Source organism: Chryseobacterium sp. GW821-FHT04C04, from assembly GCF_059420365.1.
This window is the reverse complement of the sequence record NZ_JBWKTO010000003.1, coordinates 735,361-752,865: the sequence shown is the minus strand read 5'-3', so window position 1 is coordinate 752,865 and position 17,505 is coordinate 735,361. Positions and strand designations below refer to the sequence as shown.

The following is a 17,505-nucleotide window of genomic DNA, read 5'->3' as shown; positions in this document are numbered from 1 at the left end:
AAGTAAAGCATATCTTTGCTTTACTTTTTACTGCTATATGAAGAAAAATCATCATAAAAAAAAGCCGGGATTCTTTAAAAAATGGTCTGCCAAACTGCACTTATGGTTCGGATTGGGAATAGGATTTCTGATCTTTATTATCTCTATTACCGGAGCATTGTATGTCTTTAAGGATGAGGTGGAAAATATTACCCGAAAAGATGTTATTTACCATCAGGAACAGAATATAGAGCAGAAACAGGTGCTTCCCATCAGGGTAATGGAAAAAGCTGTTGCAGAGCAGGTCAAAGAAAAATACCCCATCCATTGGGTAAACGTTCCTATCGACAAGAAAATGTCCTATATGTTTTTCTGGTACGAGCACAATACGGATGCCTGGAATTATTTTGATGAATTTCCTATCTATAAACAAGCCTATGTAAACCCTTACACCGGGAAAGTACTAAGGGTATATGATGAGAAAAACGGATTCTTCAACATTGTAAAAATGATCCACTGGAGCTACCTGTTGAAGCAGGACTGGGGAACTTATGTGGTGGGAATTCCTGTTATCATCTTTATTATTATGCTGATCTCCGGGATCATTCTATGGTGGCCCAAGAACAAAGCAGCAAGAAAACAGCGTTTTGCCTTCAAATGGAAAAACATTAAGAGCTGGAAACGAAAGAACTATGACCTTCACAATGTACTAGGATTTTATGCCTCTATATTTGCTTTGATCTTCTCTATCACAGGGCTATTCTATGCATTCTTTGTTGTTCAGGCCATGATCTATGTGATATTCTCCGGTGGAGAAACAAAGTATCCTGACTTCTCCCATATTAAAACAAAAGCCCCTATTGAGCTGAGAACGGAAGGAACACTGGATAAAATCATCAATACTGTACAAACAAAATATCCTGATTCTTATGGTTTTGCTATAGATTTAGGCCACCCACATATGGATGACCACGAACATCCTAACTTTGAGGTATACGTAAAACATCTTTCTTATTCTTATCATAAAAGCAGCAGCTTGATCTTTGATGAAAACTCAGGAGAACTTCTTCATACTCATGATCCAAAAGACAAAAATTTTGGGGAAAAAGTAGTAAGTGCCAATTATGATATCCACGTAGGAGCTATTTTAGGACTTCCTACCAAGATTATTGCTTTTATTGTAAGTATTATCTGTGCCTCTCTTCCGGTTACCGGATTTATGATCTGGTGGGGAAGAAAAAAGAAAAAACCAATAAAAACAGCTTAAAGTATTAAATAAAACCCAGTTAATAATCCATTAATACAATCTTTTTTATAATTTTAGCCCCTAGAATTTAATAATAGAAATGTCATTAATAGATTTATCAAAACAAGTTGCCCTTGGAGTTGACATCGGCGGAACCAATACCAAATTCGGAATCGTAAACCACCGTGGAGAAGTTCTGGATAAAGGAAATCTCAGAACTGATGCTTATGATAAAGTAGAAGATTTCATCGATGCTTTATATGAAAGTGTTCGTCCAATGATGGAAAAGTATGGTACTGAAGCACACTTTGACGGAATCGGAGTAGGAGCTCCCAATGCGAACTACTATAAAGGAACGATAGAACTGGCTCCCAACCTACCCTGGAAAGGAGTGATTCCATTTGCTGAGCTGATGACGGCAAAATTCAATCTGCCTTGTACCGTGACTAATGATGCCAATGCTGCAGCTTTGGGAGAAATGCTCTTCGGGGCAGCACGAGGGATGAAAGATTTTATCATGATTACCCTGGGAACAGGAGTGGGCAGCGGAATTATCGCAAACGGAAGCCTGATCTATGGACATGACGGGTTTGCCGGAGAACTGGGACATACGATTGTAAAACCAGGCGGTAGAAAACACTGGAGCACAGGTTCTGAAGGAAGTCTGGAAGCCTATGCCTCTGCAACCGGAATTACCATTACAGCCAAGAAAATGAGAGCCGAATTCCCGGAATCTATGCTGAACCAATATCCTGAAGACGAAATCAATTCTAAAACAGTATATGAATGTGCTATGAAAGAAGACCCAATTGCGATTGAAGTTTTCAGATACACAGGTCAGAAACTGGGAGAAGCAATAGCCAATTTTGTGATGTTCTCTTCCCCGCAAGCCATTCTTTTATTTGGCGGCGTGATCAAAGCAGGAGATTTTATTTTAAAGCCGGCTAAACTTCATATGGAAAGAAACCTTCTTCCGATCTTCAGAAATAAAGTACAACTGGTTTTCAGTGAACTTGACGAAGCAGATGCTGCCATTCTTGGAGCAAGCGCTTTGGTTTGGGAAAAATAACTGAATGTGATTTTAAATAATATAGAGCATCCTTTTTTAGGGTGCTTTTTTTTGCCCACAGATTACACAGATAATCAGGTTGAATTATTCTTGTGTTTATTTGTGAAAACATTAGTGTTATTTGTGTTTAAAATTAAAATAGAAGAATATAATTCAGCTTAGTTGAGATGCTTCGACTCCGCTCAGCATGATACGGCTCATACTAACTGTTTTAAAACACTTCGGAAATTCCTATATTCATTCATAAAACGGTTCATAATCGTGTTTAAAATCATTTGCAGCATCTATCATTGTAATTTGAGTTTAAGGACCTAAAATCATGTTCAAATGAAAAAGTTTTTCCTATTTTTGATTGTCTTTTTTATCAATCATATAGAATGAAAAAAAGAATTTTATAAATAAAATAATCAACCTTAGAATGGACAACAATAATTTAGAGCAAATTACTTTTGGTGGCGGATGCTTCTGGTGTGTGGAAAGCTGCTTTAACCTGCTGAAAGGAGTACAATCTGCAATCTCCGGATATTCGGGAGGGCATAAAGATAATCCTACTTATCAGGAAGTCTGCACAGGCGAAACAGGACATGCCGAAGTGGTACAGATCACTTATGATCCTGCTATTATTTCTTATGAACAATTGATGGATGTATTTTTCTTCCTTCACGATCCTACTCAGTTAAACAGACAGGGGAATGATATCGGAACTCAGTACCGTTCTGTTATTTACTATAAAGACGATGCTGAAAAAGCAAAAGCTGAAGAAGCGATCAAACTTTCTCAGGAATCAGGAAGATGGAGCGGAACTTATGTAACGGAATTAACACCATTCGACAAATTCTGGCCAGCAGAACAGTATCATCAGGGATATTACAATGACAACCCTACTCAGCCTTACTGCAGCGCTGTTGTGGGACCTAAAATCCAGAAGTTTAAGAAATACTATGGGGAATTGGGAATGCTGAACGCAGAATAAAATTCACCTATTTTTAAGTTTCGGCTAAAGCCGGATTGATTTTATGGGAATTGATGCGGATACAGACAAATCAATATAAAATAACAGAAGCGAAGAGATTTCCTCTTCGCTTCTTGTTTACACAAAAAATAATTGTTTGATATGAAGAAGACTAATATCCTGGGTTTTGTTTGAAATCTTTTGAGGCATCAATGGTAGCCTGAGGAATAGGAAAAATTCTTCTGAAAGACTGGGTCGCAGGCTTCGCTGTTCCCGGCAAATCAAATTTTTCGAATCTGATCATCGCCTTTCTTCTGTACATTTCCCAATACAATTCATACCCCGATTCTTTAAAAAGAGTGTTTGCATCCAAAGCAGCGATGGCAACTCCCGGAGCATTATTCTTTAAGGCATCATTGGTTCTGCTTGTCCTCAACGTATTGACATCTGCCAAAGCTGCTGATACGTTTCCGTTTCTGAAGAATGCTTCCGCTCTCATCATATAGATGGTTCCTAATCGGTATAATGGGACATCCATTCCACTTGTTCCGTTGTTTCCGTAACCAGGGTCAAATTCAAACTTAAAGTTTCTTACCCCTCTGTTGATCTGTGCCTGTGTAAATACAGCTTCTGAAGGATTATCAAAGCTAAGTTCCGGAGTAAAATCTGCGGCAAGGGTTGTGTTTTTCTCTGTGAACAATTTGTATACTTTGATTCTTCCATCCGATGTAAGGTCAAAGTTACCATTGGCAAGAATTTTAGGTCCGTATTGCTGACCCACCTGTAATCCTCTGTTGAAATGGAACCATAGTTTCCCCGTTCCTTCCACTTTACTTGTTGAGGGTACACTTACATCCGTTCCGTCATTTCTGAACCAGGTTCCATCTTCATATTGATAGGTTCTCTGGAAACGCGGGTCATCGTGATTCCCGTTCCATGAATAATAGAATTCCGGGGTGATACAAGATGCATTGGTTCCTCTGTTATCCGGTGAAGGTTTCTGAATCCTTTCCATAGACATATATGCAAGGTCATTGTCTGCATTTCTGTTTGAATTCTTCTTCTGAACAATGGTAAAGATCATTTCCTTACTTGTATCATTATTGATATCAAAATTGTGGAAGTAATTCGATTCTAAGCTAAAAAGCCCGCCATTAATCAGCATATCAGAATACTTGATTACCTTATCCATGTCATTCCCACCTCCACTTACAGCCTGTTCCTTAAAGTCGAAATTACCTCCCGTCTTGTTCTTTAATACAGCTCTGTTCAGATACATATCTGCCAGTAATGCATACGCAGCCTGCTTTGTAAATCTTCCTGCGTGGGTATTCTGGGTTTTAATATCAGCCAGGTTTGGAATAAGACCTTCCACTTCAGTGATTAAACCGTCAATTGTAGTATCTGCTTTTCGGATCTGGATAGGTGCATTTAAGTTATCCGGATCTCTATAAGGAGCCTGCCCGTATAGATCGATCGTAGTATACGTGTAAAAAGCTAACAAACCCTTTGCTTCTGCCAAAAATAAAGCCTTATTATTCCCGTTACTTTTGTTGATACTTCCTATCGCAAACAGAGATTTCGTAATCCCGGAGTTCAGCTGGTTCCATGTGGTTTTTACAACATCATTATTAGCATCCCAGGTGAATTCATGCATGGCCCTCCATTTACCACCGTCTCCCCAGTCACTTCCTCTTGTGGGTAATATGGCTTCATCAGTAGAATACTCCTGCAAAGCAAACACACTTCCATGGTCTACAAATGTTCCATCACCAAGCTGCCCATAAGCAGCAGCAAGAGAAGCTTCAGGATCTGCATTTTCAGTTCCCATTACCTCATCAATTACTTTTTCATCCAGATTTGTACATCCCATTAAAGACATTACTGCGATGGACAAAACGACTTTATTAATATTTAAAAATTTAGATTTCATGATTTCTTTTAACTTAAATTAAAATTTGATAGTAGCTCCCAAAATGAAAGTTTTTGCAGACGGATACGTCGTGTAATCAATTCCCAGGGACTGGTTCCCCTGCACTTGCTTATTCGTATCAACCAGTGGATCATATCCCGAGTAGCTGGTAATGGTAAATAGATTCTGTGCACTTACATACAGATTGATACTCTTCAAAAACTTCAATTGATTCATGTCAAAAGTATATCCTAATCTTACATTGCTTAAACGAATAAAGTCTGATTTCTCAAGATATAAAGAAGAAAGCTGCGGCTGATTGGCAAAGCTCGCTCCTGAATCATAATATTTCTTCAAAACGTTTCTGTCTGAAGCTAAATTGTTGATATTTAAATCCAAAGCTGTATTATTCACCAAATATCCTCCCGTTTGTCCAATCAAAGAGAATGCAAAATCAAACTTCTTGTATTTCATGTAAGAGTTGATCCCGAAAGTGAAATTAGGAATAGCACCCTCAAAGATCTTCCTGTCATTCGCATCAATCTTTCCGTCTCCATTCAGATCTTCATAAATATATTTTCCGTTGGCATCAATTCCTAAATAATTATACATGTAGAAAGATCCTGCCTCATACCCATTTCTGTAGATATTTGCGGTAACTCCTGAAAGTCCGGGTCCTGAAACCTCACCAGAATTAATTCCTGAAACCGGAAGATCTTTTACCACATTATTTACTGTAGCTCCATTGATATCAAGATTCCATGTGAAGTTTTCGTTTTTAATAATTTCCGAGCCTAAAGAGAATTCAAACCCTTTATTCACAATTTTTCCATCAGCATTCAGCCAAACGAAATCTGTGGGGCTTAACGGAGTGGAAGGGATATATAATATTGGATTTTTAGTTGTTTTGTTGTAGTATTCCAGTGAACCATATAGTTTATTTCTAAATAAACTGAAATCTAACCCAATATTGGTTTGCGCTACAATTTCCCATTTCAGATTAGGATTGGGCGTTCTCACCACCTGAACTCCATTGATGAGGTTTAAGTTATCGTATAAATAATATCCCGCATTTTGTGACAATAGATAACTTGCTTTTGTAATTTTATTGAGAACCTCCTGGTTTCCGGTTTCTCCCCAGCTTCCTCTTAGTTTCAACTCATTGATAAATGAAACATCTTTCAGAAAATTTTCTTTTGAAATGGTCCAACCTACAGCCACTGATGGGAAATATCCATATTTATTGTTATCTCCAAAACGTGTAGAACCATCAGCTCTTAAGGAAGCTGTTAAGAAATATTTTTTATCAAAATTATAATTTACTCTTCCAAAATAAGACTGCAATTCATTTTCCTGAGAGGTTCCTGGTTGCGGAATAAACACGTCTCCGGAATATCCAGGGTTAATTTCTGGTGAAATCCCCACTCCCTGATTCACAAAGTTTCTGACTCCAAGATAAGTAGCTGTAGCTTTAAACTTCTGATAAGAGAAACCTCCCAGTATGCTGAAGTTATGTCTGTTTAAGCTAAGATCATACGTTAAATAATGCTCCAAAAGAATATTATAAGAATCCAGATTTGCCTGAGAATAAATTCCTTTCGGGCTCCTGTCTGTAATATTCGGGAACATGGTTGTATTTCTTTCTGATAAGCTTCTGTCAACCCCTAAATTAAACTTATAATTCAATCCCGGTAAAATTCTCAATGTTGCTTCCGTATTCCCCAACACTCTGAAAGTATTCGTTTTATCTTCGTAAACGCTCAATAAATATAATGGGTTGTAGTGAGCGTTCATATTGAAATTCGTATAATTTCCGTTTTGATCATATACGGAACGCGTAGGATTCGCCATCAGAGCATGGATAATCAGCTGGCCATCAGACCCCGCATTTCCTCCGTTTGGAATTCCTGTTTCTCTGATATCACTTGCGGTAAGGTTGAGCTTCACCTTTAGTCTTTTATTATCAAAGAAAGACTCTTCTGCATTCAATCGCGCAGTTGTTCTTTTAAAGCTGCTGTTCAGCACGATACCGTCCTGGTCCATGTGAGAAAGGGAAGCAAAATAATTCCCCGTATCGGTCGCTTTTGAGAAGGAAACCGAATGATTGGACGACACTGCATTTCTATAGATTTCGTCCTGCCAATCTGTATTTCCGCCATGGTCATAAGATTTATCAATACCTGCCGCTCTGTACTCGTCCGCGGTCATTAGATCTAATTTTTTGATCACTGAAGAAAAACCTAAATACGTATCATACGTAAACATAGGCTCTCCCTTCTTTCCTCTTTTTGTCGTTACCAAAACTACCCCGTTTGAACCTCTTGCTCCATAGATAGCAGCCGCAGAAGCATCTTTCAAAACCGTGATGGATTCGATATCACTTGTATTCAAAAAGTTTAACGGGTTCTTTGCGGTTGTATTTCCCAGTCCTACATTCGGACTTTGTGCACTCACCGGATCATTATTCAAAGGAATACCATCTACAACGAATAATGGGGTACTTCCACTTCTGATGGAGCCAATACCTCTGATCGAAACATTCACTCCTGCTCCCGGTTCTCCACTCGACTGAACGATACGGACTCCCGCTATTTTCCCCTGCATCAGGTTATCAACAGAAATATTCATTCCTTCTTTGAAGTTTTCAGCCTTCAATTGGCTTACCGCTCCCGTTAAGTCTGATTTTTTTTGAGAACCATAGCCGACTAAAGTGACCTCTTCAATGGAGGTAGTCTCTTTTTTAGACTGTAATTTTACAGCAATTGAAGTACTTGAAATTTTCATCGTCTGAGTCCCATATCCTTCATAAGAAATGGATAGGGTCTGCCCGATGTTCGCGGAAATCGTAAAGTTCCCGGACGCATCGGTAGTAGCGGTTTCTCCGGTTTCTATAACGGTAACTTTCGCTCCTTCTATTGCAGAGCCAGCCTGATCCGTTATATTTCCGGAAATCGTTTCATTTACCTGTGAAAATACAGGATAGTTGGAGGTAAATCCTTTAGCATCAGCTTGGTTGGCCACCAAAAAAATTAATGCAACCGGAATTAGCTTTTTAAGCTTAAAAAAATTAATTTTGTGGTACATATCAATAAGTAAAGTAATTGCAAGACGTTACATTGCTTATTAAAAATCCGCTGTTGTTCCCGCAACAGTGGTTTTCTTTTCAGGCAACGGTTAGTTTTTATTTCGGCATACAAAGTAAAAGCATCTACCACAATTCTATTTTAACATAATATTATCTTAAAGTCAACAAAATATAAATATCTCATTTTGAGATATTAGAAATACATTAATTTACAGATGTTTATAGACATCTGTTTTTTCAATAATTACAATTTTTTAAAGAAGACTTAACATAATATATAAATCATTCGTCGGAAAGAGTCATTAATTTCGCAGTGATAAAATTCATCAAAATGAAAAAGGCTGTTTTCTTAGGCATCTATTTATCTTCCATCCATTTTCTTTGGTCACAGACGCAAAATATAAGCGAATCAAAAATCAATGAAATTCAGGTAATTGGTTCTCACAATTCTTATAAAAAAGCTATTCTTCCTGAAGTGTACGCTTATTTATCCCAGAAAGACAGTCTCAAAGCGTTGCCGAGAATTCAATATGAACACATTCCTATGCCCAAGCAATTGGACCTTGGATTGAGAAACCTGGAAATTGATGTATATGCTGATAGTAAAGGGGGGAAATACGCCCATCCAAAAATTCTGGATCTGGTAAAAACCACTGAGTCTTTTGATCCGGATGGTAAAATGAAGAAACCGGGTTACAAAATGATTCATATTACAGATATTGATTTTCAGACGTGGTATTATACATTGGAAGACTGCCTGAAAGACCTGAAAAAATGGTCTGACCTTCATCCTGACCATACCCCTGTTTTTATAACCCTTGAACCTAAAGACGGAAAAGCCAACCAGTTTGGAACAGAACCCGAGCATTATACTTCAAAGCTTTTTGATGATCTTGATAATGAACTGAAAAAATATCTTGGGAGGGACAAAATCATCGCTCCGGATGATATCCGCGGTTCTTATACCACCTTAAATGAAGCTGTTGTAAAGAAAAACTGGCCAAAAGTGAAAGAGGTAAAAGGCAAATTCCTTTTTGTACTGGATAACAACAGTGAGAACAGGGATTTGTACATCAAAGACCATCCTTCATTAAAAGGGAGAATGATTTTCACTAATTCTAATCCGGGAACACCTGAAGCCGCTGTTTTGTTGATGAATGAACCAAAGAAAGATGATGCGGTCATAAAAGATCTGGTACAAAAAGGCTATATCATCCGTACCAGGGCTGATGCAGATACTACGGAAGCACGCAGTGAAGATTATTCAAGGTTTGAAAAGGCCAAGCACAGCGGTGCACAGATTATTACGACCGATTATTATTATCCAAGCAAATTATTCAAATCCAGTTATAAGGTAAGCTTTGAGAACAACACCTATGAAAGAAAGAATCCTGTAACGGGAAAATAATATATTCATGATTAGATATTGAAAAGAAATGACCGTCAGATTGCTGATGGTCTTTCTTTTTTATCGCAAATTACCCTTCTGTTTTTAACAAATGGAAACATCTGTAAAAACCAGTGGTCAACAAAAACATTACAGTCTTCTTATTTTCTGTCTTTTCAAATCTATTTCAAAATGATCTGCCGGATCTCCGTTAGAAAGCAGTGAAAGTATTTTAAAAACAGATTTTAGCTGGATCACCAATGGGTTCTGCGACTGATTCTCCTGATATAATTGCTCCAATACCTGATACTGCTCCAATCGTTCCCTGGGAATATCTTTCCTTGCGAGTTCATCTGCAGACTGAAACTTATATAAATCCAATAACAGATCATCAACAGACCACTTTTTAAAAATTTCTGAGACAATCTTCTTCTCTTTCAGCCGATTTTTATTTTGAATAAGCAGCAGGAGATCTTCTCCATTCAGATTCTTAGTTTTTTCAATAAAATCTTTCGGCCAATCGTCTGGAATCATTCTCAGGCGAACCAATTCTTTTAAGTGAAAGAGCATGAAATCGTGATAGGATTTCGTTTTCAAAATATCTTTATTCCAACGCATTTTACCTGGATCACTTTGCAACGCTTTATATTCTTTTTCATACAAAGGAAATAATTCATCAAAGCGCGGAACCTCATTCAAAACTTCTGTCTGTACTTCCATAATGTCCGAAGATTGTATGGTCAGAATTTTATAGCTGGGCAAATATGCTGCCAGTGACGGAACCTGAACATTGATCAATACATGATCTCCTACCCTCCTCATTCCGGTATCATTAATGTGCATATGACCCGCAAAGTGAATCTGCAATCCTGCTTCTGCAAACACTTTTGCCACTTCATCCTGAGGAACCCGCTCCAACTGCCATTTTTTTTTACCTAATACGTTTTTAATTTCCTGGGTGGCTCCATCATTAAAATCGATCATAGGATAATGGGTAAAGGCAATCAATGTTTTATTACTTTTTTTCGCTTCATCAGCAAGCTTTTTTACCCACTCTATTACATGTTTTTTGTTAGTCAGTACATTATTATAACCAATGCTTGCTCCTTTGTAGTTGGATGTATTTTGGGGATTTTCATTGAGGTTTTTCGGGATATAGGTATTTCCGTCGATGGCAATCATCCACACATCTTTCACGGGTTCCACAACATAACTCAAATCCGGAACAGAAAATCCTTTTTCAACTTCATACATTCTTTGGGAGTAATCTGCCGATTGCAGCGCTTTTTCGTAAGAATAATTTTTAAACGAATCACGATAAAAAGGCGTACTCCAAAACAGATCTCCTTTTTTTGGATAGAAACCAAAATCTTTTAGTTCACTCAGAATTTCAAGGTATCCGGATTCTGCAATATCTTTTGTGATGACATTATCCTTTGATTTGCCGATATTTTCTTTGCTGTAAATTCCCAGTGGTCTTCCGTCCTGTCCAAGAAAATCATCTTTTCCGCCTTCATTTCTGAACGGTCCTACCGGATCATGGTTTCCTGTCGTCAAATAAAAATTAATTCCGTATTTCCGGTGATATTGTTCTAAAATGGTATGAAGTCCACGGAGGTTATAAGCTTGTCCGTCATCCGAAAAATCCCCGGGCATGGCTACAATTTTAATTCCTTTTGCAGCAATATCATCTAAGGCCTTAAGAAAAGCAAAATAATTTTCATTGAAAATTCTTGTAGAGTGCAATTGAGAATCCATCGTTCTCAGAATCGTGGATTTTCCTGTTTTAGGGTTCAGAATTCCTTTAAAATCATGATCCGAAAAACTTCCATACAAGTCCTGAAAATGCACATCGGAAAGAAAAGCGATCTGCACAGGTCTTTGCGCCTGAAAAAGGGCAAATATAAAAAATAATAGGGTGAATACTCCTTTGTTCATCTTAAAATAAGACGAAATTAAGCGAATCGCTGTGGATTTGTTTTAATTGAATTTTAAATAATTGTGAAGGAAGTTTATTCTGCTTGTATAGAGTCTGTGCTTTTACCTGCATATTTCTCGATCATTAATGGAGTAGATTTTCTCAGTTCTCTATTATTATCAGGATCAACACCATCAGCCGTAAAGAATTCAACATTTCCGTTGTATTTTGAATACCAGGTTCTTCCCATAGAATTTTCAATCGTCATCGTATCCTTTCTTGTTATCCTTTTAAAATACTTGAGGTTATATTCATCTCTGGCAACTACATTAAACTCAGGTCCGATATTATTACTGTCTGTCTCAATAAATTCTTGCCCATCCCAATACATATAATTTTTACTCGGGCTCATGAAAGACATAATGCCTAGTCTATTTTCATCTCTATTTTTAGTTGATGGATTTGAAAAAACAACACCGCCGGTAACCAAAAGTAAAACGAAGGTCATTTCCAAAATGCCTATCCCATTTTTTGTTAGAAAATCCTTTACCGGATAACCCGATTTATTAATATTCGTAATATTAATATTTACCTCTGGAGATTTTTGTGAGTTTACATGTTCATTACCATCTATACTTATTTTAACTTCTGTCAAGTTGGCATCTTCATCTTTCTTAATAAACGTATTAGAGAATTCAGCAAAGTTTTCATAACCAACATATTGACTAAATACATTAAGTTTAAATGGTTCGATACTTATCTCATCTTTAATTCCAGTAACAAAAGCATCATGGTATCTAACAAGCGTTCTTTCATCAATACGAAGTTTTAAAGATTCATTTAAATGTACACTTAGAAAAAGGGCAATCCCATTCTTTTTATTCTTTCCAGAATCTATTTCCCCCTGTCTAAATACCTCATTGATTAATAGTTTTACTTTGGACATAATTAGTTTTTAAAGGCAATTACAAAATAGGCGATTTTCTACCGTGTCGCATTACGGGATTCCGTAACGAATTCCTGTCCATTTCTTGTCTATCGATGTCCATATTTTGTCTAACACTCACTTTCCTTTCTTCCCCATCTTTGCCATAACAAAATCAGTGATAAACAAAACATTACAAAAACAAATTTACAAAACTGATTTTAAAATCACCAGATAAAACGGAGGAAAACTCCGGGTTGGGAAGCAGATGTTTCTCCTCCGTTTTTGAAGGTTTACTTCCCAAAAAATTTAGAAGCGCTTCAATTTTTTTAATCGTGTAATACTATCTGCGATCTGTTTCGCAGGGAAGAACACGAATGCTTTAACAATAAATTTTTTGAACCATGTTAGAAATTATATTAATGCTATTCGGTTTAGCATTCTCAAACAATAATGCCAATGCAACAACAGCCAATGATAATAACCCAACAACTGTAACTACACAATCTCAAGGAGAATCTACAGGTACAGGAGAAACTGGGGGAAGCGATACGGGAGGAGAAACAGGAACAACACTTCCTCCTAAAAAATAAAAAGTTTTGACCACTCTTTTAGAGTGGTTTTTTTTATTTTAGTAGAATGATACGAAATTTATTATTTTTCCTTTTTTCTTTCTGTCTCATTGCTTCATGCGGGGAAAGATCTGAAACAAATCCCAATATAACAAAAGCAGATAAGTTATATGAAGAAGGCGTTAATCTTCTTGAAAAAAATGATGTTAAAGCCTATTTAAAACTTCAGGAAGCCATTAGTTATTATAGTAAAGAAAATGATTTTTCTAATATTTCTAAAAGTTTGATTGTACAAGCAAGCGCTCAAAAAAATAGGGGTGATTTTTTGGGTGCAGAATCAACATTAGTAGAATCCTTAAAAATGATGAAGGAAAATGATGAAAGCCTTTATGCATTATATGACACAATGGGTAATTTGAAATTAAATCAAAATCAATATTCTCAAGCAATTGAATGGTATGATAAGGCTCTTTCCGTTAAGATCGAGTCAGGGCAAAACAGATTAAGTATATTAAATAATAAATCTGTTGCAGAATATAAATTAGGAAAATATAAACAAGCATTGGATATTTTACAAAAACTTGATTTATCAAATCTTTCAGATTTAAACTTGAAAAATAGGATCAAAGACAATATTGAATACATAAAATGGCTAGACAACAATAATGCTGACGCTCAAATTAATATTGAAAATATATTAAAACTCAAATTAGAAAATAAAGATTTTTGGGGTGCTAATTCAAGCTATTCTCATTTGGCAGAAATAAATAAGAAATCAAATCCAGAAAAATCGCTCTATTATGCAAAAAAAATGCTTGATATTGCCCAACTAAACAAAAGTCCTGAAGATAGACTAGAAGCTATTGAACGAATAATTTATGTTGATAAACCAGCAAATACAAATAAACATTTTCAAATATATAAAAGTTTATCCGACAGTATTCAGGCTAATCGTAATGATTACACAACCAAATTTGCTTTTATAAAATATGAAAACACAAAAGTTAAAGCACAAAAAGCAGAAAAAGAAGTTCAATTATTATGGCAATATTTTCTTTCAGGATTACTTGTTGCTCTACTAATTATTATTATCATTTTATATAAGAAAAGACAAAAAAAACTTCAACAAGAAAAAGAAATCGAAGTAAAAAACACTCAGCTCAAAATGTCTAAAAAGGTTCACGATGTAGTTGCCAATGGGATCTATCAGGTGATGACTAAAATTGAAAATCAGGAACATTTTGATAGGGATAAAGCATTGGACGAACTTGAATTTGTGTATGAAAAATCCAGAGACATTTCTTATGAAAAACCTGATGCTAAAGACGTTGTGGAGTTTGATGAAAAAATTTCCGGGCTTATTGGTTCTTTCAAAAATGAGGAGGTGAATACCTTTCTGGCCGGAAATGAGAAAAATATCTGGAACGGAGTGAATGATTCAGCGAAAGATAATGTCTATCAGGTGATCCGTGAGCTTTTGGTGAATATGAAAAAACACAGCCAGGCAAGTCTTGTTGCTTTTAAATTTGAAAGAAATAATAACCTGATCAAAATTCAGTACACAGACAATGGAGTAGGTATTCCCGGAGATCTTTCCTACAAAAATGGGTTGAGGAATACGGTTTCCCGTATTGAAAACATCGATGGAGAAATTACTTTTGACAACACAACAGAAAAAGGGTTGAAGATTTATATTTCATTCCCTGCATCGTAAAAAACAAAAAGAATGTTCAAAAAAATTTTAATAGCCGAAGACCACGAAAGCAGCAGTATTTCTGTACAGAAAACATTAGAGGATCTCAATATTTCCAATGCAGATTATGTGTATTATTGTGATGATGCCATAGCCAAAATTCAAAAATCTATCCGGGAAAATGATCTATATGATTTACTGATTACTGATCTTTCCTTTGAAGAGGATCACCGTGAACAAAAAATTAAAGATGGTAAGGAACTTATCAGTGCCGCCAAAGAACTGCATCCTTCACTGAAAGCCATTGTCTTTTCAGCAGAACACAAATCCGGGGTTATAGATTCTCTTTTCTCAGAATATGGAATCAATGGTTTTGTTCGTAAAGCCCGAAATGATTCCAAAGAACTGAAAAAAGCAATCGCTTCTGTATACGTCAATGAAAACTATCTTTCTCTTGATCTCAAACAGGAAGTAAAGAAGCTGAACAGCTATGAGTTTTCAACGTATGACATTACGCTGGTCTCTCTTTTGTCTCAGGGGGTTCTTCAGAAGAATATTCCTGTATATCTTCTGAACAATAATATCAAGCCCAACAGCCTGAGCAGTGTAGAGAAAAAACTCAATACCCTGAAAGAAGATCTTCAGGTCACCAGTAATGAGCAGCTTGTTGCTTTTTGTAAGGATTTAGGGATTATTTAAATCTCCAATACCCGCACTTTGATATACAAACCTTTCATTTTTGAAAGGTTTTTTTGTTTTACGGTTTCCCGTAAGGATTGGGAGGTAAAGGGTGATACTTTTGGAGTATAAATAAAACAATTATGGAATACAAAGTAATACCATTTGTTGCCACAGCCAATCAACAAAATATGAGTGCAAAAAACATTGCAGAACAATTAGACAATTTAATAAAAGCTCATTCCAATGACGGCTGGGAATATGTAAGACTGGAAAGCGTATCGACCTATATACAACCTATTGACGGATGCTTTGGTCTTGGTCATAAACCTGGCTATATGACTTCTTATCAAATGGCAGTTTTCAGTAAAAAAGAAAATGAAAAATCTATTAATTCTTCTTATTAAAATTTATTGGTGGGGCATTCCTCCGGCAAAAAGGAGGAAATGTATCTTCAGAACCAGCTGTTCTAAGTATGTGTATGAAAAAACAATACAGGATGGATTTATTTCAGGATTAAAAGCCTTCAGATATCGTTTTCAAAACTGCAGATCCGGTGCTCACCTTATAGAAAATCCTTCAGGAGAAATTCAAATCATTTTACCTAATCAACAAATTCTTAATGAAATAGAAATTTCAGAAAGATTTATTAAAAATAAAAAATAACCACCATGGGAAAATTCATAATCACTCAAAGAATCAACAAGGAGTATCAGTTTAATCTAAAAGCCGGAAATGGCGAAATTATTTTAACCAGCGAAGGGTATGTTCAGAAAGCATCTTGTCAAAAAGGAATAGAATCCGTAAAGATTAATTCACAGGATCTTTCAAGATACGATAAAAGAGTGGCGAAAAATGGAAAAGACTATTTCGTGTTAAAAGCCAGAAACGGAGAAATTATTGGAAACAGTCAAATGTACAGTTCAAAATCCGGGATGGAAAATGGTATTGCTTCCGTAAAATCAAATGCTCCAACAGCAGAAGTCATTGATGAAACTTTAAAAAATTAAAACTATGGATCTTAAAATAAAACTAGAACAGCTGCATCAAAAAGTAACAGGTTTAAAGGAGCAGATCGGCACGGAAGAAGCGACAAAGAATGCTTTTGTAATGCCTTTTATACAAATTTTAGGCTATGACATTTTCAATCCTACAGAAGTGGTTCCTGAGCATGTTTGTGATATCGGAACCAAGAAAGGAGAAAAAGTAGATTATGTGATCAAAAATAATGATGAGCCAATCTTCATCATCGAATGCAAGCATTGGAAAGAAAGTGCAGACGCTCACAATTCTCAACTTCACAGATATTACCATGTTTCTAAAACAAGATTTGGTGTTCTTACGAACGGTATTATTTATAATTTCTATACAGATCTTGAAAAGCCCAATATTATGGATGAGAAACCATTTTTCACGATCAATATGGAAGACTTAAAAGACAGTTCTATCAAAATCCTGGAGAGCTTTACTAAAAAGGATTACAACCTGGAAAGTATTCTGGATTCTGCTGAAGCATTAAAATATATTAAGGCGATAAGAAAGGAATTCGAAAAAGAAATAGAATCTCCTTCTGATGAATTGGTAAAGCTATTGGTAGGAAAATTCTTTGAGAAACCGATGACAGCCAACCGAATGCTTTCTTTTAAAGAGTATACCAAAAAAGCATTAACAACTTCTATTAATGAATCAATCAGTTTCCGGTTAAAATCTGCATTGAGCATTAATGAACAAATTGAAAAAAGGGAAGATGACATAAAAACATCACAGCCTATTGATGAAAATAACGACTCTAAAATCGTAACAACAGAGGAAGAGCTGGAAGGTTTTCAAATCGTAAAAGCGATTCTGAGAGAGAAAATTCCGTCTTCGAGAATTGCCTACAGAGACACCTTATCCTATTTCGGGATTTTGCTGGATGATAATAATAGAAAACCACTTTGCAGACTACATTTTAATACCGCTAATAAATATTTAGAAACATTCCATAACGGAAAAGAGGCCGGAGAAAAGGTTTTACTAAATACTCTGGATGAAATCTACAATTACAGGACTCAGCTTCATCAGACTTTGGAGAACTATTCATAAAAAT

At 36.1% G+C, this 17,505-nt stretch carries 15 protein-coding genes; 11 read left to right on the top strand and 4 right to left on the bottom strand.

Annotated features, from left to right (window positions below; translation table 11 throughout):
• The first annotated feature begins 37 nt into the window (after positions 1–37).
• The 3 genes from AC07UM_RS13330 (at position 38) to msrA (ending at position 3,267) form a co-directional block, all read left to right on the top strand.
• Positions 38–1,246, top strand: coding sequence for a PepSY-associated TM helix domain-containing protein (locus AC07UM_RS13330; protein ID WP_494683077.1), 1,209 nt, complete (start codon positions 38–40; stop codon positions 1,244–1,246).
• Positions 1,247–1,325: 79 nt separating this feature from the next.
• On the top strand, positions 1,326–2,294 hold the full coding sequence (locus tag AC07UM_RS13325; protein ID WP_103231942.1) for an ROK family protein: 969 nt from the start codon (positions 1,326–1,328) through the stop codon (positions 2,292–2,294).
• Between the two features lie 418 nt (positions 2,295–2,712).
• Positions 2,713–3,267, top strand: a complete 555-nt coding sequence (gene msrA, locus AC07UM_RS13320; RefSeq protein WP_494683078.1) for a peptide-methionine (S)-S-oxide reductase MsrA — start codon at positions 2,713–2,715, stop codon at positions 3,265–3,267.
• Between the two features lie 151 nt (positions 3,268–3,418).
• Here the strand turns inward: msrA and AC07UM_RS13315 are convergent, their stop codons facing one another.
• Together AC07UM_RS13315 and AC07UM_RS13310 are read right to left on the bottom strand one after the other, a co-directional pair.
• Positions 3,419–5,179 carry a RagB/SusD family nutrient uptake outer membrane protein gene (locus AC07UM_RS13315; RefSeq protein ID WP_494683079.1) on the bottom strand — a complete coding sequence of 587 codons (1,761 nt, stop codon included), beginning with the start codon at positions 5,177–5,179 and terminating at the stop codon, positions 3,419–3,421.
• Between the two features lie 18 nt (positions 5,180–5,197).
• A complete protein-coding gene (locus AC07UM_RS13310; protein ID WP_494683080.1) occupies positions 5,198–8,242 on the bottom strand; it encodes a SusC/RagA family TonB-linked outer membrane protein in 3,045 nt (1,014 codons plus the stop codon).
• Positions 8,243–8,574: 332 nt separating this feature from the next.
• On the opposite strand from AC07UM_RS13310, the gene AC07UM_RS13305 reads away from it, so the two are divergent.
• A complete protein-coding gene (locus AC07UM_RS13305) occupies positions 8,575–9,651 on the top strand; it encodes a phosphatidylinositol-specific phospholipase C1-like protein (protein WP_494683081.1) in 1,077 nt (358 codons plus the stop codon).
• Positions 9,652–9,780: 129 nt separating this feature from the next.
• On the opposite strand, the gene AC07UM_RS13300 is transcribed toward AC07UM_RS13305, so the two are convergent.
• On the bottom strand, positions 9,781–11,568 hold the full coding sequence (locus AC07UM_RS13300; protein ID WP_494683082.1) for a metallophosphoesterase: 1,788 nt from the start codon (positions 11,566–11,568) through the stop codon (positions 9,781–9,783).
• A gap of 74 nt (positions 11,569–11,642) precedes the next feature.
• Positions 11,643–12,494: a hypothetical protein gene (locus AC07UM_RS13295; protein WP_494683083.1), complete on the bottom strand. Its 852-nt coding sequence runs from the start codon at positions 12,492–12,494 to the stop codon at positions 11,643–11,645.
• Between the two features lie 383 nt (positions 12,495–12,877).
• Between AC07UM_RS13295 and AC07UM_RS13290 the strand changes: the two genes are divergently transcribed.
• The 7 genes from AC07UM_RS13290 (at position 12,878) to AC07UM_RS13260 (ending at position 17,501) form a co-directional block, all read left to right on the top strand.
• Positions 12,878–13,066, top strand: coding sequence for a hypothetical protein (locus tag AC07UM_RS13290; protein ID WP_494683084.1), 189 nt, complete (start codon positions 12,878–12,880; stop codon positions 13,064–13,066).
• 46 nt (positions 13,067–13,112) lie between these two features.
• Positions 13,113–14,759 carry a tetratricopeptide repeat-containing sensor histidine kinase gene (locus AC07UM_RS13285; RefSeq protein ID WP_494683085.1) on the top strand — a complete coding sequence of 549 codons (1,647 nt, stop codon included), beginning with the start codon at positions 13,113–13,115 and terminating at the stop codon, positions 14,757–14,759.
• A 12-nt stretch (positions 14,760–14,771) separates the two neighbouring features.
• Positions 14,772–15,437, top strand: coding sequence for a response regulator (locus AC07UM_RS13280; protein ID WP_494683086.1), 666 nt, complete (start codon positions 14,772–14,774; stop codon positions 15,435–15,437).
• Positions 15,438–15,559: 122 nt separating this feature from the next.
• Positions 15,560–15,823: a DUF4177 domain-containing protein gene (locus AC07UM_RS13275; RefSeq protein WP_494683087.1), complete on the top strand. Its 264-nt coding sequence runs from the start codon at positions 15,560–15,562 to the stop codon at positions 15,821–15,823.
• Positions 15,795–16,082, top strand: coding sequence for a membrane protein insertion efficiency factor YidD (gene yidD / locus AC07UM_RS13270; protein ID WP_494683088.1), 288 nt, complete (start codon positions 15,795–15,797; stop codon positions 16,080–16,082). Before AC07UM_RS13275 ends, yidD begins: the two co-directional genes overlap by 29 nt.
• Positions 16,083–16,087: 5 nt before the next feature.
• Positions 16,088–16,426, top strand: a complete 339-nt coding sequence (locus AC07UM_RS13265) for a YegP family protein (protein ID WP_494683089.1) — start codon at positions 16,088–16,090, stop codon at positions 16,424–16,426.
• A 4-nt stretch (positions 16,427–16,430) separates the two neighbouring features.
• Positions 16,431–17,501 (top strand): type I restriction endonuclease, encoded by a 1,071-nt coding sequence (locus AC07UM_RS13260; RefSeq protein ID WP_494683090.1) that lies wholly within the window; start codon positions 16,431–16,433, stop codon positions 17,499–17,501.
• Positions 17,502–17,505: the final 4 nt, after the last annotated feature.